At 61.5% G+C, this 23,258-nt stretch carries 19 protein-coding genes, 2 tRNA genes and 1 pseudogene; 10 read left to right on the top strand and 12 right to left on the bottom strand.

Annotated features, from left to right (window positions below; genetic code table 11):
* Both AC0L3I_RS23445 and AC0L3I_RS23440 read right to left on the bottom strand, forming a co-directional pair.
* Positions 1-1,122, bottom strand: a complete 1,122-nt coding sequence (locus tag AC0L3I_RS23445) for a carbohydrate ABC transporter permease (RefSeq protein WP_473528354.1) — start codon at positions 1,120-1,122, stop codon at positions 1-3.
* Between the two features lie 100 nt (positions 1,123-1,222).
* On the bottom strand, positions 1,223-2,887 hold the full coding sequence (locus AC0L3I_RS23440; RefSeq protein ID WP_473528353.1) for an ABC transporter substrate-binding protein: 1,665 nt from the start codon (positions 2,885-2,887) through the stop codon (positions 1,223-1,225).
* Positions 2,888-3,181: 294 nt separating this feature from the next.
* Here AC0L3I_RS23440 and AC0L3I_RS23435 point away from each other — a divergent pair, with 294 nt between their 5' ends.
* The 3 genes from AC0L3I_RS23435 (at position 3,182) to rbsK (ending at position 5,712) form a co-directional block, all read left to right on the top strand.
* Complete coding sequence (locus AC0L3I_RS23435; RefSeq protein ID WP_473528352.1) at positions 3,182-4,240, top strand: ABC transporter ATP-binding protein; 1,059 nt, start codon at positions 3,182-3,184, stop codon at positions 4,238-4,240.
* A gap of 88 nt (positions 4,241-4,328) precedes the next feature.
* On the top strand, positions 4,329-4,781 hold the full coding sequence (locus tag AC0L3I_RS23430; RefSeq protein WP_473488889.1) for an RbsD/FucU family protein: 453 nt from the start codon (positions 4,329-4,331) through the stop codon (positions 4,779-4,781).
* Positions 4,782-4,785: 4 nt separating this feature from the next.
* Positions 4,786-5,712 (top strand): ribokinase, encoded by a 927-nt coding sequence (gene rbsK / locus AC0L3I_RS23425; RefSeq protein ID WP_473528351.1) that lies wholly within the window; start codon positions 4,786-4,788, stop codon positions 5,710-5,712.
* Positions 5,713-6,000: 288 nt separating this feature from the next.
* On the opposite strand, the pseudogene AC0L3I_RS23420 reads toward rbsK, so the two are convergent.
* A pseudogene (locus tag AC0L3I_RS23420) lies at positions 6,001-6,737 on the bottom strand (ion transporter).
* A gap of 591 nt (positions 6,738-7,328) precedes the next feature.
* Between AC0L3I_RS23420 and AC0L3I_RS23415 the strand changes: the two are divergent.
* Positions 7,329-7,868, top strand: a complete 540-nt coding sequence (locus AC0L3I_RS23415) for an EF-hand domain-containing protein (RefSeq protein WP_133254832.1) — start codon at positions 7,329-7,331, stop codon at positions 7,866-7,868.
* A 369-nt stretch (positions 7,869-8,237) separates the two neighbouring features.
* Here the strand turns inward: AC0L3I_RS23415 and AC0L3I_RS23410 are convergent.
* Positions 8,238-8,314, bottom strand: a tRNA-Asp gene (locus AC0L3I_RS23410).
* Between the two features lie 84 nt (positions 8,315-8,398).
* Between AC0L3I_RS23410 and AC0L3I_RS23405 the strand changes: the two genes are divergently transcribed.
* A complete protein-coding gene (locus AC0L3I_RS23405; protein ID WP_473528421.1) occupies positions 8,399-8,755 on the top strand; it encodes a pentapeptide repeat-containing protein in 357 nt (118 codons plus the stop codon).
* Between the two features lie 99 nt (positions 8,756-8,854).
* Here AC0L3I_RS23405 and AC0L3I_RS23400 read toward each other — a convergent pair.
* Together AC0L3I_RS23400 and AC0L3I_RS23395 are read right to left on the bottom strand one after the other, a co-directional pair.
* Positions 8,855-8,930: transfer RNA gene (locus AC0L3I_RS23400), tRNA-Val, on the bottom strand.
* A 24-nt stretch (positions 8,931-8,954) separates the two neighbouring features.
* A complete protein-coding gene (locus AC0L3I_RS23395) occupies positions 8,955-9,272 on the bottom strand; it encodes a pentapeptide repeat-containing protein (protein ID WP_473528350.1) in 318 nt (105 codons plus the stop codon).
* 728 nt (positions 9,273-10,000) lie between these two features.
* Here AC0L3I_RS23395 and asnB point away from each other — a divergent pair.
* The 5 genes from asnB (at position 10,001) to AC0L3I_RS23370 (ending at position 16,317) form a co-directional block, all read left to right on the top strand.
* Positions 10,001-11,938 carry an asparagine synthase (glutamine-hydrolyzing) gene (asnB, locus tag AC0L3I_RS23390; RefSeq protein WP_473528349.1) on the top strand — a complete coding sequence of 646 codons (1,938 nt, stop codon included), beginning with the start codon at positions 10,001-10,003 and terminating at the stop codon, positions 11,936-11,938.
* A 20-nt stretch (positions 11,939-11,958) separates the two neighbouring features.
* A complete protein-coding gene (locus AC0L3I_RS23385; RefSeq protein WP_473488896.1) occupies positions 11,959-12,222 on the top strand; it encodes an acyl carrier protein in 264 nt (87 codons plus the stop codon).
* A 22-nt stretch (positions 12,223-12,244) separates the two neighbouring features.
* Positions 12,245-13,792 carry a class I adenylate-forming enzyme family protein gene (locus AC0L3I_RS23380; protein WP_473528348.1) on the top strand — a complete coding sequence of 516 codons (1,548 nt, stop codon included), beginning with the start codon at positions 12,245-12,247 and terminating at the stop codon, positions 13,790-13,792.
* The gene (gene nadE / locus AC0L3I_RS23375) at positions 13,789-14,796 is read left to right on the top strand and encodes an NAD(+) synthase (RefSeq protein WP_473488898.1); all 1,008 of its coding nucleotides are present in this window, start codon (positions 13,789-13,791) and stop codon (positions 14,794-14,796) included. The genes AC0L3I_RS23380 and nadE overlap by 4 nt, the downstream gene beginning before the upstream one ends.
* Before the next feature lie 264 nt (positions 14,797-15,060).
* Positions 15,061-16,317 (top strand): flavin-containing monooxygenase, encoded by a 1,257-nt coding sequence (locus AC0L3I_RS23370; protein WP_473528347.1) that lies wholly within the window; start codon positions 15,061-15,063, stop codon positions 16,315-16,317.
* 150 nt (positions 16,318-16,467) lie between these two features.
* Here the strand turns inward: AC0L3I_RS23370 and AC0L3I_RS23365 are convergent, their stop codons facing one another.
* From AC0L3I_RS23365 to AC0L3I_RS23340, 6 genes are all read right to left on the bottom strand, one after another.
* Positions 16,468-17,583 (bottom strand): hypothetical protein, encoded by a 1,116-nt coding sequence (locus tag AC0L3I_RS23365; RefSeq protein WP_473528346.1) that lies wholly within the window; start codon positions 17,581-17,583, stop codon positions 16,468-16,470.
* A gap of 441 nt (positions 17,584-18,024) precedes the next feature.
* On the bottom strand, positions 18,025-18,795 hold the full coding sequence (locus AC0L3I_RS23360) for an SDR family oxidoreductase (protein ID WP_473528345.1): 771 nt from the start codon (positions 18,793-18,795) through the stop codon (positions 18,025-18,027).
* Complete coding sequence (locus AC0L3I_RS23355; protein ID WP_473528344.1) at positions 18,792-19,787, bottom strand: ABC transporter permease; 996 nt, start codon at positions 19,785-19,787, stop codon at positions 18,792-18,794. The genes AC0L3I_RS23360 and AC0L3I_RS23355 overlap by 4 nt, the downstream gene beginning before the upstream one ends.
* Positions 19,788-19,925: 138 nt before the next feature.
* Entirely contained in the window at positions 19,926-20,966 is a 1,041-nt protein-coding gene (locus AC0L3I_RS23350; RefSeq protein WP_473528343.1) for a sugar ABC transporter substrate-binding protein, read from the bottom strand.
* Between the two features lie 39 nt (positions 20,967-21,005).
* Entirely contained in the window at positions 21,006-21,770 is a 765-nt protein-coding gene (locus AC0L3I_RS23345) for an ATP-binding cassette domain-containing protein (protein WP_473528342.1), read from the bottom strand.
* A complete protein-coding gene (locus AC0L3I_RS23340; RefSeq protein ID WP_473528341.1) occupies positions 21,767-22,933 on the bottom strand; it encodes an ROK family transcriptional regulator in 1,167 nt (388 codons plus the stop codon). The genes AC0L3I_RS23345 and AC0L3I_RS23340 overlap by 4 nt, the downstream gene beginning before the upstream one ends.
* Positions 22,934-23,258: the final 325 nt, after the last annotated feature.

Below are 23,258 nucleotides of genomic sequence, written 5' to 3'. Positions count from 1 at the left end.
TCAGTTGACGTTGCGCACGAAGCGGTTGGCGAATTTCAACAGCCACGTCACGAATACGATGATGATGATGAGGTAGGCCATCGCCAGCATGGTGCCGTAGCCGACATTCGAGCGGTCGCGATACTCGCGATAGATGAAGCTCGATACGGAATCGGTCGCGCCGCCCGGGCCGCCGGAGGTGACGGTGATAATGATGTCGGCAAGCTTCAGTTTGAAGATGATGCGCAGGATGATCGCCGTCACCGACACCGGCAGCATCAGCGGGAAGGTGACCTGCCAGAAGGTCTGCCAGGCATTGGCGCCGTCTACCCTGGCCGCTTCAAGAACTTCGCGCGACATCGCCTGAAGGCCGGCGAGCAGCATGATCATCATGAACGGGATGAACGTCCAGGCATCCAGCACCATGATCGAGATGCGGGCGGTGATCGGGTTTGAGAAGAAGGCGGGATTTTCCCAGCCGAGCTGGCGCGCCAGGGTTGCGGCCGGCCCGAACCGGTATTCCATCAGCGACTTGCCGATCATCCACGACACCGCGACCGGCGACAGCATCAACGGCATGAGGAAGACGACACGGAAGAATTTGCGCGCCCTGATCTGTGCGTTGAGCAACAGGGCGAGGCCGAAGGCGATGACATATTCGACCAGCACCGCAAGCACGTAGAGTACCATGTTGAACAGCGCGTTGCGGTAGTAGGGGTCGGCCAGCATCTGCCAGAAATTGTCGAGCCCGTTGAACTTCCGGCCGGAGAAAGAACTGAGGTTCCAGTCGGTCAGCGCGATGTAGAGGCCGAACAGCGTCGGGAAGATCACCATGGCGACGGTGAACAGCAGCGCCGGCAGCAGGAACAGCGCGCGCTGGCCGTCTTCGCCGCGTGTCAGCACCTGGCCGATGCCGAGTGCTGTACCCCACAGCACATAGGCATAAACGACCGGCCGCCAGGTCTCGAAGCCGACTGCATTGACGTCGGTCTTGTACAGGATCTGAACTGCGATCACCGCCAGAAGGCCGAGCGTCGCAACAGCCATCAACGCCCGGCCGAGCCGCTTACGGCCCGGCGATATCAGATCGGATGGAGCGGCGCCTGCCGGCCACGCATCGGTGGGCAAAGTCTGGTCAGCCACGCGTCTCGTCCGTTCACCGAAGGCTTTTATGACCGGCTGGCCGGTCAGGCTGCAGTCCGGCGGCTTCGCGTCGCCGGACCACGGTTCCTAGAATCTCAACCTACATGCCAAGCGAGGCCTTGTAGAGCTTGATCTGGTTTTCGCGGCCGATCTGGTCAGTCAGCTTCTCCCAGGCGGCTGCGATGGCGTCGGCGCCTTCCTGCGCCGTCATCTTGCCGGCGAATGTGTTGGCCAGGATGTCCTCGGCGGCGCTGTAATACTGGAAGATGCCGGGGATGCGTGGCTCGATTGCGGCGTTCGGATGATTGTAGCTGTCGGCCTCCGACTTCAGATACGAGGTGATGAACGCCTCGTCGTAACCGGCCGCCACCCATTCTGGAACGTCGAAATGCGAGTTGCGGTAGGGCTGGAAGCCGGACGGATATGCCGCGCACCAGAGCGACAGGTCCTTGCCGCCGAGATGGGCAGCGGCAGACCAGGCCGCCTTCTTCTTCTTTTCGTCGCTGTCGACCCGTGCCATGACGTAGACGCCCCAGCCGAGATAGGCGCAGTTCGGCGCATGGTTCGGGCCGCTGGCGAGCTTGTCCCACTGGCCGGTCTTGGAATTGTAGACGTCATCCGAGCCCGGCAGGATCGAGAAGCCGGTGACGTCGCCGACGACAGAACTGTCGTTGGTCTTGACGTTGGAGCCGACGTCGCCCCACCAGGTGACCATCGAACCGGTGCCGGCCAGGAATTGCTGGAAGGCGGTGGTGTTCGGGTCGGCGTTGATCTGATCGGCAGGCTCTGAAGGCAGCGCGTCGATCACGTCCTGGATCGCCCGCACCCAGGCTGGATTGTTGATGCGCGGCTTCATCGTATCGGCATCGAACAGCCAGGCCTTATCGTCGGGATGCTTGGCATAGGCGCTGGCGCGGCTGCCGAGGAAGTAGAAGCCGAAGCCGCCCCACGCCTTGGGCGCGTCGAGATAGCCGAAGACGTCCTGGCCCTGGAACTGCTTGCCCTTGAGGAATTTGGTCACCGCCTGCACCTGCTGCCAGGTCTTCGGCACGCCCCATTCACCGCCACCGCCGCCGTCCTTCCACGCCTTGGCGAGGTCGGCATCGGCAAACACGTCGGTGCGGTAGTTGAAGTTGTGCGCGTCGCCGTCGACGGTCACGCGGTACTGCTTGCCGTCCCAGGTGCCGACCGGTGGCTGCAGATAGGCCACGACGTCTTTCATGTCGATCTGGTCCTTGACCCAGTCCGGCATTTCGGAGGTCAGGCCCTTGCCGCAGACGTCGCCTTCGAACGGCGCGCCCATCTCGATGATGTCGAAATCGACGGTGCCGGTGGCGATCGACTGCTGCAGGCGGGCGTTGTAGTCCGCCTGCGCCAGGTCGATCCAGTTGATCTTGGCGCCGGTATAGGTCTCCCACGGCTTCAGGAAGCCGCGAAACAGCACATTGTGCAGGTTCTGGTTGTTGAGCCCCATGAAGGTGAGCTGGACGCCGGCGAATTCGCCTTCCTTGACGTTGGCCTTGGTCGCCTCCAGGCAAAGCTCGCCGACCTGCTGGAAGTCGGCATCGGTCGGCTGGCCCTTGCCGACACCGGGGATCTGCAGGATCTGCGCACGCAGCTCGCCTGCGGCGGAAGCAGGGCGCGTCAGTGCACCAAGCCCGGCGCCGGATGCCGCTGCGATCGCGGCCATGCTGGCCGCGCCCTTGAGGAGATCGCGGCGAGTGGCTCCCGCGCGCATAAACTGGTTGTAAAGGCTGACTTTCATTTCGTTCCTCCCAGAATCTCAATGGTGATTGTTTCGGGTGTTTGGAGCGCTGGACGTGTTCCCCAACAACAGCGACTCCTGGAAATAGGGCCCAAGTTTTCCTCCCGCTACACTTCGATTTCCGTAGTCCGAACTAGTGTGCCGGCGCGCCCGGAACAGGGTCAAACCCGAGCCCTTTCACTATTCTCACAACCAAGTGCCGTGTCAAACGAGAATGGGGTTTTTTATCTATAAAAGACTGACTTGCCCTAGCCGTTTGCGTTGTTTAGCTTCACCGCAACGAAAGGGGGGCCGATGGCTCAAGTCGCGATCAGCAATGTGGCCAAGGCGTTCGGAACCGTCAAGGTCCTGCACGATGTCAGCGTCGACATCGCCGACGGGCAGTTCGTGGTGCTGGTCGGTCCTTCGGGGTGCGGCAAGTCCACGCTGCTCAGGATGGTGGCGGGGCTGGAGACCGTTTCCGGCGGCACGATCGCCATCGGCGACCGTGTCGTCAATCATCTGCCGCCGGCCAAGCGCGACATCGCCATGGTGTTCCAGAACTACGCGCTCTATCCGCACAAGACGGTCGAGCAGAACATGGCCTTTGCGCTGAAATTGCGGAAGACCGACCCCGCGGTGGTAGCCGAGCGGGTCAAGCGCGCCGCCGATATCCTCGACCTCAATCCCTACCTCAAGCGCTATCCGCGCCAGCTCTCGGGCGGCCAGCGCCAGCGCGTCGCCATGGGCCGCGCCATCGTGCGCAACCCGCAGGTGTTCCTGTTCGACGAGCCACTGTCTAACCTCGACGCAAAGCTGCGCGTGCAGATGCGCACCGAGATCAAAGAGCTGCACCAGCGGCTGAAGACCACCACCATCTATGTCACGCACGACCAGATCGAGGCCATGACCATGGCCGACAAGATCGTGGTGATGCGTGACGGCCGCATCGAGCAGGTCGGCGCGCCACTGGAACTGTTCGACCGGCCGGCCAATCTGTTCGTCGCCGGCTTCATCGGCTCGCCGTCGATGAACCTGCTCAAGGGCGTGGTGCGCAAGGGCGACAAGCCTGTCGTCGAGATCGCCGGAACGCCGTTCCCGATTGCTGCGAACAGCGCCGTGGAGGATGGTCGCAACGTCGTTTACGGCGTACGGCCCGAGCATCTAGAGATCCACCCGGACGGCGTGCCGGCGAAGATTTCCGTCGTCGAGCCGACCGGTTCCGAAACGCTGGTTTTCCTGCGCTTCGGCGACGGCGAGATGGTGGCGCTGTTCCGTGAGCGCCACGACTTCAAGCCGGGCGACACGCTGCACCTGAAACCCCGGCTCGACCAGGTCCATCTCTTCGACTCAGAGACCGGCCGTCGTCTTTAACACTTTGAATTTGCGCCTGAAAACCGACAACACTTTTCGGGATCATGCGCCAGGTTTCGCATCAAAAAAGCCCGTTCAGGAGGGAATTATGCTCAAAGGGATCAATCCGCTGCTCAATGCCGACGTGCTCCAGGCGCTGCGTGCGATGGGCCATGGCGACGATTTGATCATCGCCGACACCAACTTCCCCTCCGATTCGGTGGCGCGCCAGACCGTGCTCGGCCGGCTGCTGCGTATCGATGCGCCGGCCGCGGACGTGGTCAAGGCGGTGCTGTCGCTCTATCCGCTGGACAATTTCGTCGACGACGCGGCCGCCCGCATGGAGATCGTCGGCAAGCCGGACGAGATTCCCGCAGTGCAGACGGAAGTGCAAAGAGAGATCGACGCGGCGGAGGGCAAGGGCTGGCCGATGATCCCGGTCGAGCGCTACGCCTTCTACGAACGTGCCAAGAAAGCCTATTGCGTTATCCAGACCGGCGAGCGCCGCTTCTATGGCTGTTTCGCCTTCCGCAAGGGCGTCGTGCCGCCGGATGCGGAGTAGCAGGATGCCAGGCAAGCCTGTCGTCATATTGGGGGTCTTCGTCGCCGACACCGCTTACCGCGCCGCGCGCCAGCCGCGCATGGGCGAGACGCTCCTTGGCACATCCTTCACGCTTGGCCCGGGCGGCAAGGGCTCCAACCAGGCGGTTGCGGCCGGCCGTCTCGGTGCCGACATCACCTTCCTGACGCGCCTCGGCGTCGATCCCTTTGCCGACATGGCCAGGCAAACCTGGGCGCAGGCCGACGTGAAGAGCGCCGTCATCGACACGCCGGAAAGCTACACGGGTGCGGCTTATATCTTCGTCGAGGAGACGACCGGCAACAACGCCATCATCGTCAGCCCGGGTGCGGCCATGCTGATTTCGCCCGACGACATCGAGGCTAACGCCGGCCTGATCCGCTCGGCCGGCGTCTTCGTCACCCAGCTCGAACAGCCGATCGAGGCGGCGCTGCGGGCGCTGGAGATCGCGCGCGGGGCAGGGGTAACGACCATCCTCAACCCGGCGCCGGCAGCAAAGCTTCCTGACCGCATCTACACGCTCTGCGACTATGTCACGCCCAATGAGACCGAGGCCGAGGAACTGACCGGCATCAAGGTGTCCTCCATCGGCGACGCCCGCCGCGCCGCCGATCGTTTGCTTGGAAAGGGCGTCGGCGCCGTCATCGTGACGCTCGGTGAAAAAGGCGCGCTGTTGCATACGGCCAGCCGCTCCGATCATGTCGGCGCGATCAATGCCGGTCCTGTGGTCGAGACCACCGGCGCGGGCGACGCCTTCAATGGCGGCCTGGCCGCAGCACTTGCGAGAGGGGTGGAACCGCTGCAAGCGGTCCGCTTCGCCTGCGCCGTCGCCGGCATCTCGGTCACCCGGCCCGGCACCGCACCTTCGATGCCGTCACTGCAGGAGGTCGAGGCGCTGCTCGCCAGGATCTGAGGCTCGCGCAGCCTCGCCGGCGCTCTCGACTTTAGTCCGTTCCGACCACGGTGACATATTAGTCACAGTTAATGTAAATCGGAAAACCCATCTTGCGTCATTGGCATAGGTGTCCCGTAATGGGTCACTGGGTCTGGCGCCGCAATTGCACGGTCAGCGATGCCGGGGGGCAATCTTGACCTGGCAAGGGGGGGTGATTGGGGGGCCCCGCCGCTTCGCAAATGGAGCGGCGGGGTCTTTCACGGCACCACACCATAACAAGCCGCCGACGGTGCTCGCGGAGGCGATCTAGCCGCGAACGCCGGACAATTCGCGGACCTCTGCCCGCAGCGCCCGTAACTCCGCGAGGATGATGGCCTGATCGCTGTGCAGCGTTGCCCTGTCGGCCGATTCTACGGCTTCATGCTCGGCCTCCATCGCCGAAACGATCACGCCGATGAAAAGATTGAGCACGGTGAACGAGGTCGCGATGATGAATGGGATGAAGAACAGCCAGGCGGTCGGATAGACCTCCATGACCGGGCGCACCACGCCGTCCGACCAGCCTTCGAGAGTCATGACCTGGAAAAGCGTGAAGAGCGATTCCGGTATGCCGCCGAACAGCTCGGGAAAGGACGAGCCGTACAGCTTCGTCGCCATCACCGCAAAGACGTAGAACACCAGCCCGAGCAACAGCATGATCGAGCCCATGCCGGGCAAGGCGGTGATGAAGCCTGTGACGACACGGCGCAGCGACGGAACGATGCTGATCAGGCGCAGGACCCGCAGGATGCGCAGCGCCCTTAACACGGAGAGCGAACCGGTCGCGGGGATAAGCGCGAAACCGACGACCAAGAGGTCGAAGATGCGCCATGGATCGCGGAAGAAATGCGTCCCTGTAGATTACCACCCGGATCGCGAGTTCGAGCACGAAGACGCCGAGGATCGCGCGGTCGATGGCCGTTAGAAGGCGGACCAAAAACAGCAATCGCATCGGGCGAGGTTTCGAGGCCGAGCGTGACGGCGTTGATCAGGATCAGGACCATGATCGTGAGGTCGAAATGGCGCGATTCGATGAGCGATTTCAGGGCCAAGGCTTCTTCTCCGTTAGAGCAGCGGACCCAAAGTGGGAACCGGGTTCGGGAAAATCCAATGCGCAAACGCATATGACAGGCTTGAAACGCAACAAATACAAAAAGTTGAAACTCTTAGGAATCCGAAAGTCGAAACTTTTGTATTAAGGAACCAAGTAGTTCGGCACAGTGATTTTGACAGATCGGGGGCCGATCGGCAGCTCCCGTCAGCGGGCCGATCTCAGTGGCAGCTCGCAAACTTCTAGGATTAGCCGAAGCACCCCTCCACTTCTTCATCCCACGCGCGTCGCTTCGCTCCTTACTTCGCCCTGGGATGACGAAGTGGAGAGGTGTCTCAGCCAATCTCCCATGCTTGCGATTTGCCACTGACGGGAATTGTCCACGTTCGCTGCCGATCGCCGATCTGCCAAAGTCACTGTGTCGAGGCTCTAGTGACTGCGTTCATTCGCGGCAGCGCGAAGGATTGCGTCGCTCGTCGGGACCAAGATGCAGCGATCATCTACCAAGTCGCCAGGAACCATGCGGGGGAGCAGCGGGTTTGGCTTGGATGCCGACACGTTCGGTCCACCATTCTCCAAGGAGAATACGATGACATTAGCAAGCAAGACCACAGCAGTTGCCGCGGCGTTGGCTATGCTGGCTTCGCCGGCACTATCCCAGACGAGCTCACCTGCGCCCGCCGCACCTGCGCCAGATCGTGGCTCAGAGCCAGCGCCGAGCGGGCCAACCGAAGACTCCATGCGCCAAATGATGCGTGAGATGATGACTGAGATGCTCGAGGAGAGAATGCAGGAGCATCGCCGCCCCCGAGCAGAACGACGAGGTGGCGATCGTTGGCATCGCGATTTCCGAAGAGGTCCGCATGACGGGCGCCGAATGGGAGGCGGGATGATGCATGGCGCACGGATGCGAATGATGTTCGCCATAGTGGACGCCGACGGCGATGGTGCGCTTTCTCAAACCGAGGTTCAGGATTTCATCGGGCGGATATTCAACGCCGTCGACGAGAACGGCGATGACAGCGTCGACAGGGAGGAAATCCGATCCTTCTTCCACGGAGGTGCCGACGAAACGGGTGAATAAATCACTGCAAGTCTTGCGCGTTCCTGGACGAAAATTCGGGAAAGGAATTCGGAAATAGCCGGTCTCGTTGGCAAGTTTGTCGGAAAAACCCCGGCGCCTCGCCTGCTCAACGAGCATGAAACCACACGACTGATCGAAACCGCCCTGACGGTGACGGAGCGTTTGAAGGTATCGACGCCGGCAGATGACGAACTGCCCCAGCTAGCTCAGAACGTCGCTCCGCAAGCGGTGATGAGCCAAATCGAACGGATCTCTAAAAATCGAACCAAGCGCTAGAAATTATCGAGTGCCCAGGTCGACCCGAATATCTGAATTGCCGGTCTGGCATTCAGAGTTTTTTTCATTTCCAATCAGCTAAGTGATTGAAAATGGCGCGAGTGACGGGGCTCGAACCCGCGACCTCCGGCGTGACAGGCCGGCACTCTAACCAACTGAGCTACACCCGCGCAAGACGAGCACGGTCAGCCGTGTTCGTCGTTGGGGCGGTGGATAAGGCGTAAGCCACCGGGTGTCAAGCGGAGCGCGACAGCATAACAGCAAACAGGAGAAGGTTTTTTGACAAGCCGAATTTTGTTGCCGAAAACGACCAGCGGCGAGGGCGCGCCAGCCTAAATTACGCGAACTTGTCAGGCGCGAATCTGTCGAATGCGAACCTGTCGAAGGCGAGCCTTTCTGGCGCAAACCTGTCAAATGCGAGCCTGTCAGGAGCGGTCTTGACTGGTGCAAGCCTAAGGGGCGCGCGCCTTGCGCAAGCGCGGCTGTCGGGCGCAAACCTGGAGGGAGCAAACTTGCATTTGGTGCTAAACTTGGACGCGGCGCTGCTTGTGGACGCGAAACTTTGCAACACAACAATGCCGGACGGCCTGATAGATAACAGAGGCTGCTAGTCCCGGTATTTGATGGAGAGGGGGTGCCGTTTTGAATTGCCTCCCAGTTCAATGAACCCGGAGGTAACTTCGTCTTCTGGGCGGAAGTTATTGATTTTATGGTGGGCGATGACGGGCTCGAACCGCCGACATCTTCGGTGTAAACGAAGCGCTCTACCAACTGAGCTAATCGCCCGCTCCGGGCCGGACCTTTAAGCAGTTAGGACGGGGTTCGCAAGGCCAAATGAGCGCACAACGCGCCAGATAGTTCCGCGCCGGAGAGATTCGCACCGCTAAGGTCCGCGCCATTCATGTTTGCTTCTTTAAGGTCGGCGCCCGTCAGGTTCGCATTGGTCAGAATCGCGCCCGGCAGATAGCTCCCCGTCATGCTGGCGCCCGATAGGTCGCAGTCTGCGCATATTGGCTTGGACCTGAGACGCTCGACCGCATCCAAATCGAACGCAGTCGTGGAAGAAGTGCCCAGCCCAACGGCCAGCGCAGTGAAAACTGTCAGTTGTTTTATCCGCCATCCCAGCATGTTTACGGCTCTTTTTGGAAAAATGCGACCTGCGGTTGTACTGCCGCAGATCGCCCGCGTCTTGGCGTCGTTCCTAGTGTCGCGCCATCTGTCAACGATGCCTAGAAGCTAGGCGGCGCGCCCAGTCGGTCAACGCGATAGACCACAGGCCATGCCGCCGAATGGTATCATGGGGACCGGCTACCAAACACGATCTCAGGGTTGTTGTGGGCTCTAAACGCGGAACAGATCAGGGCCGGGCGGCGTTAGGCAGCACTGGGAACCCCGAATGACTCCTCCGGGTTCCAGTTGAGCCGGCGGAAATGCCCCTCGGTTCCCTCCGGGACATCTCGCCAGTTCATTCGACTATCAGCGCTTTCAAGGTTGCACGTGAGCAGAGCGACAGGCGCTCGCTGACTTCGGGGCAAACCTAATCGTTCTTAGTTTCCGCACGTTTTGTCGGGTTAGGGCGGGCGGCTCGGGATTGCAAATCCATCGAGCGAACAAGCGATCTGTGACGGACCCACTGAGCCGGCGATGGGCGGCAACGTGACTGCGCCGCCGTTGCTCGAACAAAGTTGCGTTTAGCGTTGAAATATACTTTTCTATCTCGACGAGATAATAGAGCTAAAAAAGTACATTTGTTGTTTAATTATTGTTAACCATGTGTTAGCCGAAGTTATCCGGTTAACGCTTGAGGCAACTATTGAGGTTATGTTTCGTACATCGCTGATAAATGAGTCATACCAATGTGCGGATTCGGGGGCTATTTCGGTTCGATCCGGGATGCGGAAGCTTTGCTTGCGCGGATGATCGCTGCGATCGCCCATCGCGGGCCGGATGAGCAAGGGAAATTTGTGGCAGCCGACGCCGGGCTCGGGCATGCGCGGCTGTCCGTGATCGGGATCGGTGATGGCCAGCAGCCGATGTCCGACGTGTCAGGCGATTTGACGATTGCGTTCAACGGCGAGATTTTCAACTACCTGGAGCTGCGCGAAGGGCTGATGGCCAAGGGCCGGCGCTTCCGTACTTCGAGCGACACAGAGGTTATCCTGCAGCTGTATGACGAGATGGGCGAAGACTGCCTGTCGCTTCTGAACGGCGATTTCGCCTTCGCGATATGGGATAACAGGCGTCGCCGTATGGTGCTTGCCCGAGACCGGATGGGTGTCCGGCCGCTGTTCTACACGAGCAAGGACGGCGTGCTTTACTTTGCGTCGGAGATCAAAGCCCTGCTGAAGGTCCCCGGCGTCTTGGCCGAAATCGATCCGATTGCACTCGACCAGATCTTTACGCTGTGGGCGCCGATCGCTCCCCGCACGGCTTTCCGCAATATCCATGAGCTGGAGCCGGCAAGCGTGATGATCGCGACACAGGAGCAAGTCACGGTCAAACGCTATTGGCACCTCGACTATCCGCATCGGGACGCGCCGTCGAAGGTCACGAACGAGGACGATGCGGCCGACGAACTGCAGGCCCTTTTGACCGATGCGGTGAGGCTTCGCATGCGCGCCGACGTGCCGGTCGGTTCTTATCTTTCGGGCGGGCTCGATTCGTCCCTTGTTTCGGCGCTTGCCGCCGGCATGACTCCTCGGAGGCTGCAGACATTTTCCGTGACGTTCGACAGCACCGAGCACGACGAAAGCGCCTTCCAGACCGAGATGGCTTCAGCACTTGGCGCCCAGCATCGAACCATTGCCTGCCATCCCGGCGATATCGCCGGCGTTTTCCCCGAAGTCATCCGCTTTGCCGAGCGGCCGATCATCCGCACCGCACCGGCACCTCTCTACCAGTTGTCCGGCCTTGTTCGCCAGGCCGGCCTGAAAGTGGTGCTGACCGGCGAGGGCGCCGACGAGGTGTTCGCAGGGTACGATGTCTTTAGGGAAGCGCGTGTTCGCCGGTTCTGCGGGCGACAGCCGGCATCGCGCATGAGGCCGCAGCTGTTCCGCAGGCTTTATCCCTATCTGCCGGGTCTGCAGCAGCAGTCCGTGGAGTACCTGGCTGCTTTCTTCGGCGCTGGCAACACTGCGCTCGACGATCCGCTGTTCTCGCATCGGCCGCGCTTCAAGACCACGGCGGCGGCGAAGGTTTTCTTTTCCGGTGACCTGCGTGCGACGTTGAAGGGCTATGACGCGGCCGAGGAACTGGTCAGCCGGTTGCCCCAAGCATTTTCCCTGTGGCACCCGCTGCATCAGGCGCAATATCTCGAAACCCGCTTCCTCCTGCCGGGTTATATCCTCTCCAGCCAAGGCGATCGGATGGCCATGGCGCATGGTATCGAAGGACGTTTCCCTTTCCTCGATCCTCGTTTGGTGGAGTTCGCAGGGAGACTTCCGCCGGAAATGAAGCTGAAGGGATTGGTCGAAAAGCACATACTGCGCAAGGCAGCCAAGCACCTGCTTCCCAGCGCGATCCGGGAGCGCACCAAACAGCCTTACCGAGCCCCGGACGCCCGCTCCTTCGTTGGAGCCGGTGAGCTGGATTATGTCCGCGACTGCCTTAGTGAAGCGAGCATCGCTGCCGGCGGACTGTTCAACGCCAAGGCGGTGGCGAACCTTCATGAGAAATGCCGCACGCAGCCGGCGTCCGGGTTCCGCGACAACGCGGCCTTCGTCGGCATCCTATCGACCCAACTGTGGCAGAAAAATTTTACCGGCCAAGAAGTCAGTGCAGCACGAGCGGCCTGAGAAATCCAGGGAAGGAAAAAATGATGATAACAATCAAGGACAAGGTCAGAGCCTTTATCGTTGACAATTTCTTGTTTGGCGACACGTCGTACGAACTTGCAGATACAGCCTCGCTGATCGAGAACGACATCATCGACTCGACGGCCGTGGTGGAACTCGTGGCTTTCATTGAGGACAATTTCGGTATTGCGATGGTCGATTCCGACATTGTACCGGCCAACCTGGATTCGGTTGACCGTATTTCGTCCTTCATCAAGGCGAAAGCGGGAACGCCGGTAGTCTAGGCGCGATCGGCGAGGAGCGCCCGTGCGGATCGAACATTTTCTGGCCGCGAAGGCCGCTGCCCATCCCGCCAAAACGGCATTGATCACCAAGGACAGAAGGCTGAGCTTCGAAGAACTGGACGATCTTTCGAGCCGCCTGGCCGCAGCCCTTTTCGCGAATGGCGTCAGGCGCAACGACCGGGTCCTGATCTTCATGGACAATTGCTGGGAGGCTGCGGTGTCGATTTTCGCCGTCCTCAAGGCAGGGGCGACATTTAGTCCGATCAACGCATCCACCAAGGCCGAAAAGCTTGCCTACATCATCGGCGATTGCGACGCTGCCGCGATACTCACGCAAGCAAAACTGATGCCCGTGGTCGCTGAAGCGTGCGGATCGCGCGGCAACACCGGCATCTTCGTGGCTTCCACCGCTGGTGCCGATGGCCAATGCCCGGTAGGGGCTGCATCCCTGGTGGACTGCCTGACGCTCGAAGCCAGAGAGATCGACCACCGCGGCATCGACGTCGATCTGGCGATGTTGATCTACACATCAGGCTCAACGGGCCGGCCCAAGGGCGTGATGATGATGCACCGCAATTGCGACGCGGCAGCGGACTCCATCACCACCTATCTGCGTAACACGCCCGATGACATCATTTTGAATGTTCTTCCCCTTGCCTTCGACTATGGCCTCTATCAGTTGCTGATGGCTGTGAGACTCGGCGCCACGCTCGTGCTCGAGAAGTCCTTCGCCTTTCCGCAAGCGGTCTTCGAACGCATTCGCGAGGAGGGCGTCACCGGTCTTCCGCTCGTGCCGACGATGGCAGCGATGATCCTGCAGATGCGTGAGCTGACGCCGGGCTTCCTGCCCAGCCTTCGCTATATTTCCAACACGGCGGCGGCCTTGCCGCAGGCGCACATAGAACGCCTGCGGTTTCTTTTTCCCGGTGTCAGGCTGTATTCGATGTATGGCCTGACGGAATGCAAGCGCTGCACCTACCTGCCGCCCGAGGAGCTCGACCGCCGGCCGGGGTCGGTCGGCATAGCCATTCCGAACACCGAAGCCTTCGTCGTCGACGACCACGGGCAACGCGTGCCGCCAGGCGTAGCGGGTGAGCTGGTCATTCGCGGACCGCACGTCATGCAAGGTTATTGGCGAAACGAAGCTGCGACGGAACGAGTGCTCAGAGCGGGCCCGGTTCCTTGGGAGAAGGTTCTCTACACCGGTGACCTGTTCAGGACCGATGAGGACGGCTTTCTCTATTTCGTCGGCCGCAAGGACGACATCATAAAGACGCGAGGAGAGAAGGTGGCCCCGAAGGAAGTGGAAGCCGTGCTTCACGCCCATCCTGGCATCGCGGAAGCCGTTGTCGTCGGCGTGCCGGATCCGGTGCTCGGGCATGCGATCGGTGCGCTCGTCATACGCTCGGATCCGAAGCTCAGCGAAACTGATGTCATGCGCCACTGCGCACGTCACCTTGAGGACTTCATGGTGCCCAAAATCATCGAGTTCCGCTTGGAATTGCCGAAGACGGATACGGGCAAGGTCAGCCGTCGGCTTGCGGTAGAGATGATGGAGGCCGCGCAGTGAGTGTTCGCCCGACCCAAGACGCGCAGACCTTTCTGGCGCAGGCTCTGGCGATCGACCCTGCCGCCGAAACGGACAGAATCGTGACGGCCTTGCGCAAGCAGTTGCGCGGCATCCGCAAGCGCGGCCTCGTCCTCGGTCTTTCCGGCGGGATCGATTCCAGCGTTTCGGTCGCCTTGGCCGCGAGGGCCATCGGCGGCCAGAATGTACTCTGCCTCTTCATGCCGGAAAACGATTCCGATCCGGAAAGTCTACGGCTCGGCCGGCTTGTCGCCGATACTTTCGGTGTCGAGGCTATTGTGGAGGATATCGGGCCGGCCCTGCGTGCGATGGGCTGCTACCAGCGTCGCAACGCTTTCATCCGCGAACTGGTCCCGGAATACGGCGAAGGCTGGGCCTCGAAGATCGTGATTGCGAACGCCCTCGAGGGCGAGGGCTACAACATTTCGTCGCTGGTGGTGCAGGACCCCAAGGGCAAGCAGACCAAAATAAGAATGCCACTCCCGGTCTATCTCGGTATCGTCGCCGCCACCAACATGAAGCAGCGCACCCGCAAGCAGATCGAATATTATCATGCCGATCGGCTGAACTTCGCCGTTCTTGGAACGCCCAACCGGCTGGAATACGATCAGGGCTTCTTCGTCAAGAACGGTGACGGCGCGGCGGACGTCAAGCCGATCGCCCACCTCTATAAAACGCAGGTCTACGCGCTCGCGGCCTATCTCGGCGTTCCCGAGGAAATCCGTATCCGGCCGCCGACCACCGACACCTATTCGCTGGCGCAGACGCAGGAGGAGTTCTACTTCTCGCTTCCCTATGACCGCATGGATATTTGCCTTTGCGGTATCAACAACGGCGTGGCCGCCGAAGCGGTGGGGCAGGCGGCGGGATTGACTGCCTCGCAAGTTGAACGCGTCTGGACCGACATCGCCGCCAAGCGCAAGGCGACGCGCTATCTGCATCTGCGTCCGCAACTTGTCGATGAAGTCGAGGAAGTCGATACCTGACCTAGCCACGGCGAGCGCTTCAGGGTGACCGATGTTCCGCCCCCACATTGCCCTGTCCGTCTTGATCTGTGATCGGCTTTCCGTGGACGAGCAAAGGGAGTTCTCGATGGAGACTACGTTGGAGGTTCTCGGGTTCGCCTTGCGCTCTGGCGAGAGGCTGGCGAACCGGAATGCGGTAGGCCAGTCGGACGGAAATCGGCGGTGCTGGACTAGTTGCCGTGGACAAGGCTTAATGCTGCGCGGCGAGATTGCCGGGGGGCGATTATGAGATCACCGCAGCAAATGACCGATGGCGGCGATGTTCTCGATGCTGTCGTCATCGGGGCCGGCTGGGCCGGCCTGGGTGTCAGCTATTGGCTGGCGCGACGGGGCCTGCGCCACAGCGTACTGGAGCGGGGCCGCATAGGAGAGACCTGGCGCACACAGCGATGGGATTTATTTCGGATGAATACTCCCAACGTGCAGACCGTCATGCCGGGCGATTGCTATGACGGTCCGGATCCGGATGGTGCCCTGACGCGCGATCAGTTCGTCACTCTCCTTGAGGATTTCGCCGGGCGCAACGCGCTGCCGATCGAACCGGATACTGCGGTAAGCGAACTCACGCACGAGAATGGCGCCTATCGGCTGACCACCTCACACGGCACGCTTTGGGCGCGCAATGTGATCGTCGCAAGCGGCAGCCTGAATTGTCCGGTGCGCCCGGTCTGGGCCGCCGCGTTGTCGCCCGCTCTCCGCCAGATCGACGCTTCCGGCTACCGCAGCGCTGCCGATCTGCCCGATGGAGCGGTGCTGGTGGTCGGAAGCGGCCAATCTGGTGCTCAGATCGCGGAGGAATTGGCAGACGCGGGTCGAACGGTCTTCCTTGCGACCAGTCGTGTCGGACGGCTTCCACGGCGCTACCGGGGTCGCGACATCATGGTCTGGCTGCTCGAAAGCGGGTTTCTCGACGTGCGCCGGGAGGAAGTCGTTCGACTTGCGGGACGCATCCCGCCGCGTGGTGTGCTCGGGTCGATGTATACGATAAGCCTTCAGGCGCTGAGCGCCCAGGGTGTCGTGCTTCTTGGGCGTCTCACCGGCATCGAGGATGGCGGCAGCCTCTCGTTTGCCGACGATCTCGAAGCGAATGCCCGCTTTGCGGATGAAGCCTCCGAAAATGTCAAACGCCATGTCGACGACTATATCAGCCGCATGGGGATCGATGCACCCGTTGCGGAGCCCGACCCGGCGGAGACGGTCGCGATGCGTCAGCCGAACCCGACGATCGGTTCGCTCGATCTCTCCCGCTCCGGCGTAACGAGCGTGGTGTGGTGCACGGGCTTTAAGGGCGATTTCAGTTGGATGAGGCTTCTCGGTGCGCTCGACAGCGCGGGACAGCCTGTTCACGCGGATGGCGTGGCCGCCCTGCCGGGCCTTTACTTCGCAGGGATGGACTTCGCCTCCACACGCAAGTCAGGCATCATCTTGGTGATCGCCGAGGAAGCACCTCGCCTTGTCGAACATATCGCAGGGCATTCGTGACCGCCTTTGGCATAGTCAAGAAGCTCCTGACAGTCCGGGCCGGGAGATCGTCAGCCACCGCCTTGCGCCGCCCTTAGCGACGTTCCCACTGAGCGAAGCAAAGGCCTTCAACGATCAGCCAATAACTTCGCTCCCGCACGACTGAATGCTTCAGGTGAAGCCGCCGCCGATCAGCCGGCTCCACTGCTCGCCCGCAAGCCCGTTCAGGAAAGCTTGCGAGTTCTTCATGGCATCCAAAACCTCTGGATCGCGTGAATGCACCACGGTCGAGGCAACGGTCAGGAAAGCTATGCGTCGCCCAAGCATTGCTTCCAGAAGTGCGGGTTGAATGCGCCCGCGCAGGCCGCTGACGCCGCGTACGGCGGCATGATCGATCAGGCAGTCGATCACCGAACCCGCCTGACCGGGAAGGGCGAGGATCTGCAGCACGCGACCGATTTCACCCGCCCGTGCGTAATAGGCGAATGCGCCGACATTGGTGCCGACCGGCGATGTCACGGAAACGTAGATAAGCTCGCCCAGCTCCGGCTTTTGTGCCGCATCGGTTAGGATGTGAGCAAGCTGGCCCTCCGACCACTCCGGGCGCAGGGCGAACTGGGCGGTCAACGGTTCGACGAGCTTGGCAAATGTGCCGCTGTCGATTTCCGACGTCCGAAAAGCGCCATGGCCTGCCCCGTCCGCCGCCACACCGGACCAGCGTCGTTCGCTGGACTTCATTCGCCTGCAATAAAATCGGTCGATGGCATGCGCAAACGGATTGAGCATTCTGGCAAGCTTCATGCGACTGGCGGAAAGGCCGAGCACAAAGCTCGACGGCCGCATCACGCGTACCCAATCGAGACTGTATTGCGGCAGGACCACGCCGCGCAGCCGTGTCCACAACTTCGTGGAAATATCGTTGGCCGTCTCGCTGAAGGAGATGTCCTGCGGACCATCCAGGTAAGCTTTCAACAGGCGGGCGCCGGCCATCGGGTCGCGCTCATGATCCTCGACCATCAGCGAGCTGCAAATGGCGGCTCGTAATTGCCGGCCGTTGAACTGCATCGGCAATGCGTGAACGCCGACAAATCCGGAGACGCGGCCGGCGTCGTTGACGTGGACAAGCGAGCGGAGATCGCCTCCGCAACCCGGCGCCTCCAGATAAAATCGTCTCATATAGTCGATGAGCGCTGGCGTCGCTTCGGTCCGTTCTTTGCGCAGCACGCGTTGAAACATGCCTGCGACTGCCGGAAGATCGGCACCTTCCAAGGCGCGAATGACGCTCAAGCCCGGCTCCCGGCACCGGAGTCCCCGCGTTTCCAGACCATGGCAAGGCAAGGCTTCCCATCGGCCATCGCGGCGACCGTCGGGTGTTCGTAGCGGTGCAATCTCGACCAGTTGCAATCGCTCCGGTGGCCGAAAGCAGAGCTGTGATGCTGCGGCAAGGTAGGCCCTTTGCTTGATCATGAAAACGAGCGTCGTTGCTGTTACCAACTTCGGGTAAACCGATGTTGAAGTATTGGTAGCGAATCGAGTTTTATCGGACGCAGCCTTGTTTCGTCGGTGCCGCCGCACGTCCGGCGAAGGCTCAGCCTGCAACTTCCGGTGCGAAGCCAAGCCGCTTGGCTATCATCCTTGCCCGCGTCGCCGGTCTTGAGACGAACCATCAGTGCTCTATGATCGGCCGCTGTTGCCTGATGCGGGAAAAAACCGGCGCCAAATCGAGGATCATGGCGGAAGGAGCCGGAAGTCCTTGCCCTCGGGCAGCAGCTGCCCGCCGTCGACGATGATGGTCGTGCCGGTGATGTAGCTGGCGTCGTCCGAGGCCAGGAACAGGAAAGCATTGGCCACGTCGCGCGGGCTGCCGAGGCGGCCGAGCGGTATGGAGTCCTCCATGTTCTTTATATAGGCGGCGCCGCGATGCAGCTGGATTGCTTCGGTGAGGATATTGCCGGGTTCGACGCCGTTGACGGTGATGCCATAGGCAGAGAATTCGAGAGCGGCCGAACGGATCAGGCCGTTGATGCCGGCCTTGGTCGCCGAATAGTGGCCGTGACCAGGGCTGGTGACGTGCGGGCCGGTGATGGAGGAGGTGAACAGCATGCGGCCAAAGTGCTGCGCCTTCATCGGAACGAGCGCGGCCCGGGCGGCATTGAAGCTGCCGCGCAAATTGACCGCCATGACACGGTCCCAGTCCTCCGGACTGGTGTTTTCCAGCAACTGCCACGGATAGATGCCGGCATTCTGGACCATGATTTCGAGACGGCCGTGATGGTCGAGCGCCAGCGCAACGGCGGCCTCCGCATCGGCCGTCTGCGAGATGTCGGTGCGGATGAAGGCAGCGCCGAGCTCATCCGCGGCCGCTTGCCCGGCCTCGACCTCGGTATCGGCCAGGACCAGTTTCGCGCCCTCTTCGGCAAAGCGCTGTGCGATGCCCTTGCCGATGCCGCGCGCACTGCCGACGATCAGCGCGATCTTGTCTTCGAGACGCCCGGTCATGCCAGCCTCTGGCGAATGGTTTGCTTGAAAGCGTCGAGCAGCACGGCGGCAAGCACCAGCAGGCCGTGGATCACCTGGGTGAAGTTGGCCGGAAGGCCCATGAGGTTGATCGCCGTGTTGATGGCCGACAGCAAAAGCACGCCGGCATAGACGCCGGGCAGGGTGCCGACGCCGCCCTTCAGGCTGACACCGCCGATGACGACGGCGGCGAAGGCGTTGAACAGCAGGCCGACGCCGAGATTGGCGGTGGCGCCGGAGGTGCGGATCACCAGCAGCCAGCCGGCAAGGCCGGCGATGGCGCCAGCGAGAACGAAGGCAATGACGAGGTTCCGGTTGACGCGGATGCCGGCGCGGAAAGTTGCGGTCTCGTTGCCGCCGATCATGACGAGGTGCCTGCCGAAGGGTGTCTTGGCCATGATCAGCGAGAAGATCACGAAACACGAAATGGTAATCCAGGCGGTGAGCGGCAGGCCAAGGAGGCGCTGAATGCCAAACCAGCGGATTGCCGGCGCAAGATCCTGCGCGGAGCGGCCGCCGGAAATAACCAGCACGAGGCCGCGCACCCAGATGTAGGACGCCAGCGTGATGATGAAAGCACTCATCTTCACCTTCACAACCAGGTAGCCGTTGATGGCGCCGATGATGCCGCCGACAACGAGGGCAATAAGCAGCGAAACCGGAACCATCAGCCATTCCGGATGCAATTGGACGCCAAGGCCGATACCCGCCGAGCAGAACAGGATGCCGACCGCCATGGCGCCGAGCGCCGCCACGGATTCGACCGACAGGTCCATGTGGCCGGTGATGATGACCAGCGCCAGGCCGATCGACATGACGCCAAGCACGCTCGACGCCTCTATGATGTTGGCGAAGATGCCGAGCTGGAAATAGTTCGGAATGGAGATGGAGAAGACCACCAGCACGAAGACCAGCATGAACCAGACGAGGTTGTCGAGGACGAACTCGAGGGCGTGGCGCGTGCGGGGATCCATGTGCTGATCCGTCTAGCGCATCGATTCTCAGAAAGGATCATGCGCGGATTGAAAATTGCTGCAGCTTCCCTTGCGCGTCCGTTCGAACGCGCCGGTTGAGCTCCGGGCCAGCGTGGCCCGAAGCCCTAGGCGACTTTGCTATTCAACCGGCATCACGGTGCCTGAGGACGGCTTCAGATTGCCCCAGAAGGCCGGGTTGTCGACGTTTTCCTTGGTGATCGCGGCGCCGGGGATCTTGATGTTCGGTCCCCAGGCTTCAATGGTCACGGTCGACTTCAGGCCAAGCACGTCGTACTCGCCCGGCTTGATCTCCTGCTTGTTGACGACCTTGTCCATGAACATGGCGACGGCGGCGGCCTGAGCGTAGAGCGGCTGCTCGACTTCGACGTTGAGCCAGCCTTTGCGGATGAGGTCGAGGCCGACCGGCGCACCGTTCGAGCTCATCAGCATGACGTCGCCCGGCTTCTTGCCGGCGGCCTCGAGCGAGGCGACGGCGGCGACCGAGAGGTGCGCCGCATGGCTGAAGATCAGGTCGATATCAGGGTTGGCGAGTATCTGGTCGTTGACGATGGTCCCGGCTGCATCCGCCGCCCATTGCATGGCCGGAACCGAGATGATCTTGACGTCCGGGAACGCCTTCATCTTCTCCTCGAAACCCTTCTGGATGTCGAGCGTGTAGGGGTCGCCAGGATCGCCGAGCACCTGGAGGATCTTGCCTTTCACCGATCCGTGCTTCGCCTTCAAGAGCTTCTCGGCCTGATCGGCGGCAATCTGGCCGATCTCGACCGTTCCCGCCACCGAAGTGAAGTCGGACGGTGTCGAGGTGATCTGGCGATCGAACTCGACCACCGGGATGCCGGCGGCGCGGGCGGCCTCGATTGACGGCTTCAACGCATTGAAATCGACGGCAGCGAGAATGATCGCCGACGGCTTGAGCGCGATGACGTCGTTCATTTGCGACTGCTGAGCGTCGGTCTTGTTATCGGCGTTCAGCGTCTTCATCTCGTAGCCGACCTGCTTCAGGAACATCTCCAGAGCGCTCACCGAGCCGGTCTGGAATTCGTCGAGCAATGTCGGCACCAGGTAGTAGACGGTGCCCTTGGACTGGGCGAATGCCGGCGTGAGCGTGGCAAAGGCCAGTGCCAGGATACCGAAGACAGCAAGAAGTATTTTCTTCATGTCGTTCGCTCCTTTTGCGCCGGACCCCTCGTTTGTCCCTCAGCCTGCCGGTCCGGCACCGGCGAGCGTCTCTCCGGTGATCATGTTGACCACCGCGTCGGGACTTGTTTTGTTGCGCGCGACATCGCCCGCCACGACGCCTTGCCGGATCACCACGATCCGGTCGGCGACCTGGAAGGCCTGTTGCATGATATGGGTGATGATGACGACGCCGATACCTTGGCTCGCCACCTGGCGGATCATGTCGAGGCCGCGCCGCGTCTGCTCGACACCGAGTGCTGCGAACGGCTCGTCGAGAAGCACGAGCTTGCCGCCAAAATGCACGAATCGGTTGAGCTCGATGGCCTGCCGCTGGCCGCCCGAGAGGTGCTCGACATTGGTTCTGAGCGAAGGGATGCGCGTGCCTGCGCTGGCCAGCGCCTTTTCGACCACCTGCTCCATGGCGGGTTCGTCGAGCACGGCAACGCCAAGAAATCTCCTGGTGATCTCGCGGCCCATGAAGAAATTGGCCACCACGTCGACATTGGTGCAAAGCGAGAGGTCCTGGTAGACGGTCTCGATCCCCGCGGCCTTGGCCTCGGCGGGAGATTTGGCCAGGAATTCCTTTCCCTCGAACAGCATGCGACCGGAGGTCGGCTCCAGGCCGCCGGCGATGATCTTGACCAGTGTCGATTTGCCGGCGCCATTGTCGCCCAAAAGCGCCACCACCTCGCCCTTGCCGATCGAGAAGCTGATGCCCTTCAGCGCTTCGATCGCGCCATAGTTCTTGGCGACATTGTCGAGCACCAGCAGAGGTTCACTCATGCCGCGATCCCCTTGCCTTGCAGGATATCTCGCCCGCGTTCGCGCTCGGCGGTGAATATCTGGCCGAAGCGTGGCGAAAGCACCCCTGAGACGGCAAGCGCTGCGGCCCCGCGCAGCACCGCATGCTGGCCACCGCGTGCGACGGTGACACGAGGCGCCGTGCGGTCCTTTCGCGCCGAGATAGAGTTGGGAAGGTTCGCAGCCGAACCGGCCAGCCGTTCAAGCAAATCGGTGGACGCCAGTCCGCCGAGGATGATGGTTTCGGGATCGAACAGGTTCTCGATGATGGTGATGGCGTTGCGGAAGATCGGCCCGACTTCGCTGACCCACTCGGCGTCGCTGATGTTCCGGCGCCGCAGCGCCTCAAGCGAGAGGTACCGTTCGAGGCAGCCGCGATTGCCGCAGGGGCACGGCTCGCCACCAGGCACGACAGGGATGTGACCGATTTCGCCGGCATTTCCCCAGGCGCCGCGCAACGCGCTTCCGTCATGCACCATGACGCCGCCAAGACCGACTCCGAAATAGAGATAGTAGTATTCGGAATACCCCGTCCCGAGGCCATACAGGCGCTCGCCCATTGCCGCGGCCGCCATGTCGGTCTCAAAAAACGCGGGCAGCCCGGTCGAGGCCTCCAGCCGTTCCCGAAGCGCCACGTCCTTCCAGCCGGTCATCGTCGTCGGGCCGATAAAGCTCATCGACTCCACCCCGAAAGGGCCGGGCAGTGCCATGCCGATGCCGAGAACGCGACCGCCAGGCCGCAGTCGGGTCAATTCAAGCACCATCGCGCCGATCATGTCGAAGGCGTGGTCGGGCGTTGCGTTGGGGGCCTCGCGGTAGGCGCTGTCGATCACGTCTCCGCTCAAATTGATCAGCGCCGCATTGATACCCAGCGGAGTGACATGGATGCCGACGGCATACCCGCCCTCCGGGTTGATCCGCAGGGTCGCCGGAGGCAGCCCGCGCCCCCGCGGCTCTTCGCGCATGGACAGAACGTAGCCGTGTTCTTCCAGTTCGCGAACGATGGTCGATACCGTTTGCACGGTGAGCCCGACCCGCCGGGCAATATCGCCGCGGGCGATCGGACCGTGAAGGCGGATGGATTCGAGGACGATGCGCCTGTTGTAAGGCCTCCCGAATTCCTGATTGGTCCCCCGCAGTGCCATGTCTTGCGTCCCTGGGAGACATGAGGTTCGCACCAAAGATTTATTCAGTCAAATGGAATTCAAAAAAGAATTTCAAGCGCGATCCCGGCTAAGTCGCATTCCTTCGCGCCCCCCTCTGTCCTGCCGGACATCTCCCCACAAAGGGGGAGATTGACAGCTTCGACGCGGTGATCATTCATGAGAGGCTGGCGATTGACGAAAGCCGGGATAACCGCCGATCTCCGCAATGGGCAGGGCTATCGCAGGTAGAAAGCCGAGGCTTTCGCTCTACGATGTACCCCCACCCCTAACCCCTCCCCACAAGGGGGAGGGAGACTTCCGCTGG

This window comes from Mesorhizobium sp. WSM4840, assembly GCF_055811755.1.
The sequence above is the reverse complement of the archived record's forward strand: the minus strand, read 5'-3'. Positions and strand labels throughout refer to the sequence as shown.

What these genes read in the sequence shown, in the direction of transcription:
- AC0L3I_RS23395 (WP_473528350.1), bottom strand. Translation starts at nt 9,272, where the DNA reads ATGCTGGGATGGCGGATAAAACAACTGACAGTTTTCACTGCGCTGGCC.
- AC0L3I_RS23340 (WP_473528341.1), bottom strand. Translation starts at nt 22,933, where the DNA reads ATGGCACTGCGGGGGACCAATCAGGAATTCGGGAGGCCTTACAACAGG.
- AC0L3I_RS23350 (WP_473528343.1), bottom strand. Translation starts at nt 20,966, where the DNA reads ATGAAGAAAATACTTCTTGCTGTCTTCGGTATCCTGGCACTGGCCTTT.
- AC0L3I_RS23345 (WP_473528342.1), bottom strand. Translation starts at nt 21,770, where the DNA reads ATGAGTGAACCTCTGCTGGTGCTCGACAATGTCGCCAAGAACTATGGC.
- AC0L3I_RS23385 (WP_473488896.1), top strand. Translation starts at nt 11,959, where the DNA reads ATGATGATAACAATCAAGGACAAGGTCAGAGCCTTTATCGTTGACAAT.
- asnB (WP_473528349.1), top strand. Translation starts at nt 10,001, where the DNA reads ATGTGCGGATTCGGGGGCTATTTCGGTTCGATCCGGGATGCGGAAGCT.
- AC0L3I_RS23435 (WP_473528352.1), top strand. Translation starts at nt 3,182, where the DNA reads ATGGCTCAAGTCGCGATCAGCAATGTGGCCAAGGCGTTCGGAACCGTC.
- AC0L3I_RS23360 (WP_473528345.1), bottom strand. Translation starts at nt 18,795, where the DNA reads ATGACCGGGCGTCTCGAAGACAAGATCGCGCTGATCGTCGGCAGTGCG.
- AC0L3I_RS23370 (WP_473528347.1), top strand. Translation starts at nt 15,061, where the DNA reads ATGAGATCACCGCAGCAAATGACCGATGGCGGCGATGTTCTCGATGCT.
- AC0L3I_RS23440 (WP_473528353.1), bottom strand. Translation starts at nt 2,887, where the DNA reads ATGAAAGTCAGCCTTTACAACCAGTTTATGCGCGCGGGAGCCACTCGC.
- rbsK (WP_473528351.1), top strand. Translation starts at nt 4,786, where the DNA reads ATGCCAGGCAAGCCTGTCGTCATATTGGGGGTCTTCGTCGCCGACACC.
- AC0L3I_RS23355 (WP_473528344.1), bottom strand. Translation starts at nt 19,787, where the DNA reads ATGGATCCCCGCACGCGCCACGCCCTCGAGTTCGTCCTCGACAACCTC.
- AC0L3I_RS23430 (WP_473488889.1), top strand. Translation starts at nt 4,329, where the DNA reads ATGCTCAAAGGGATCAATCCGCTGCTCAATGCCGACGTGCTCCAGGCG.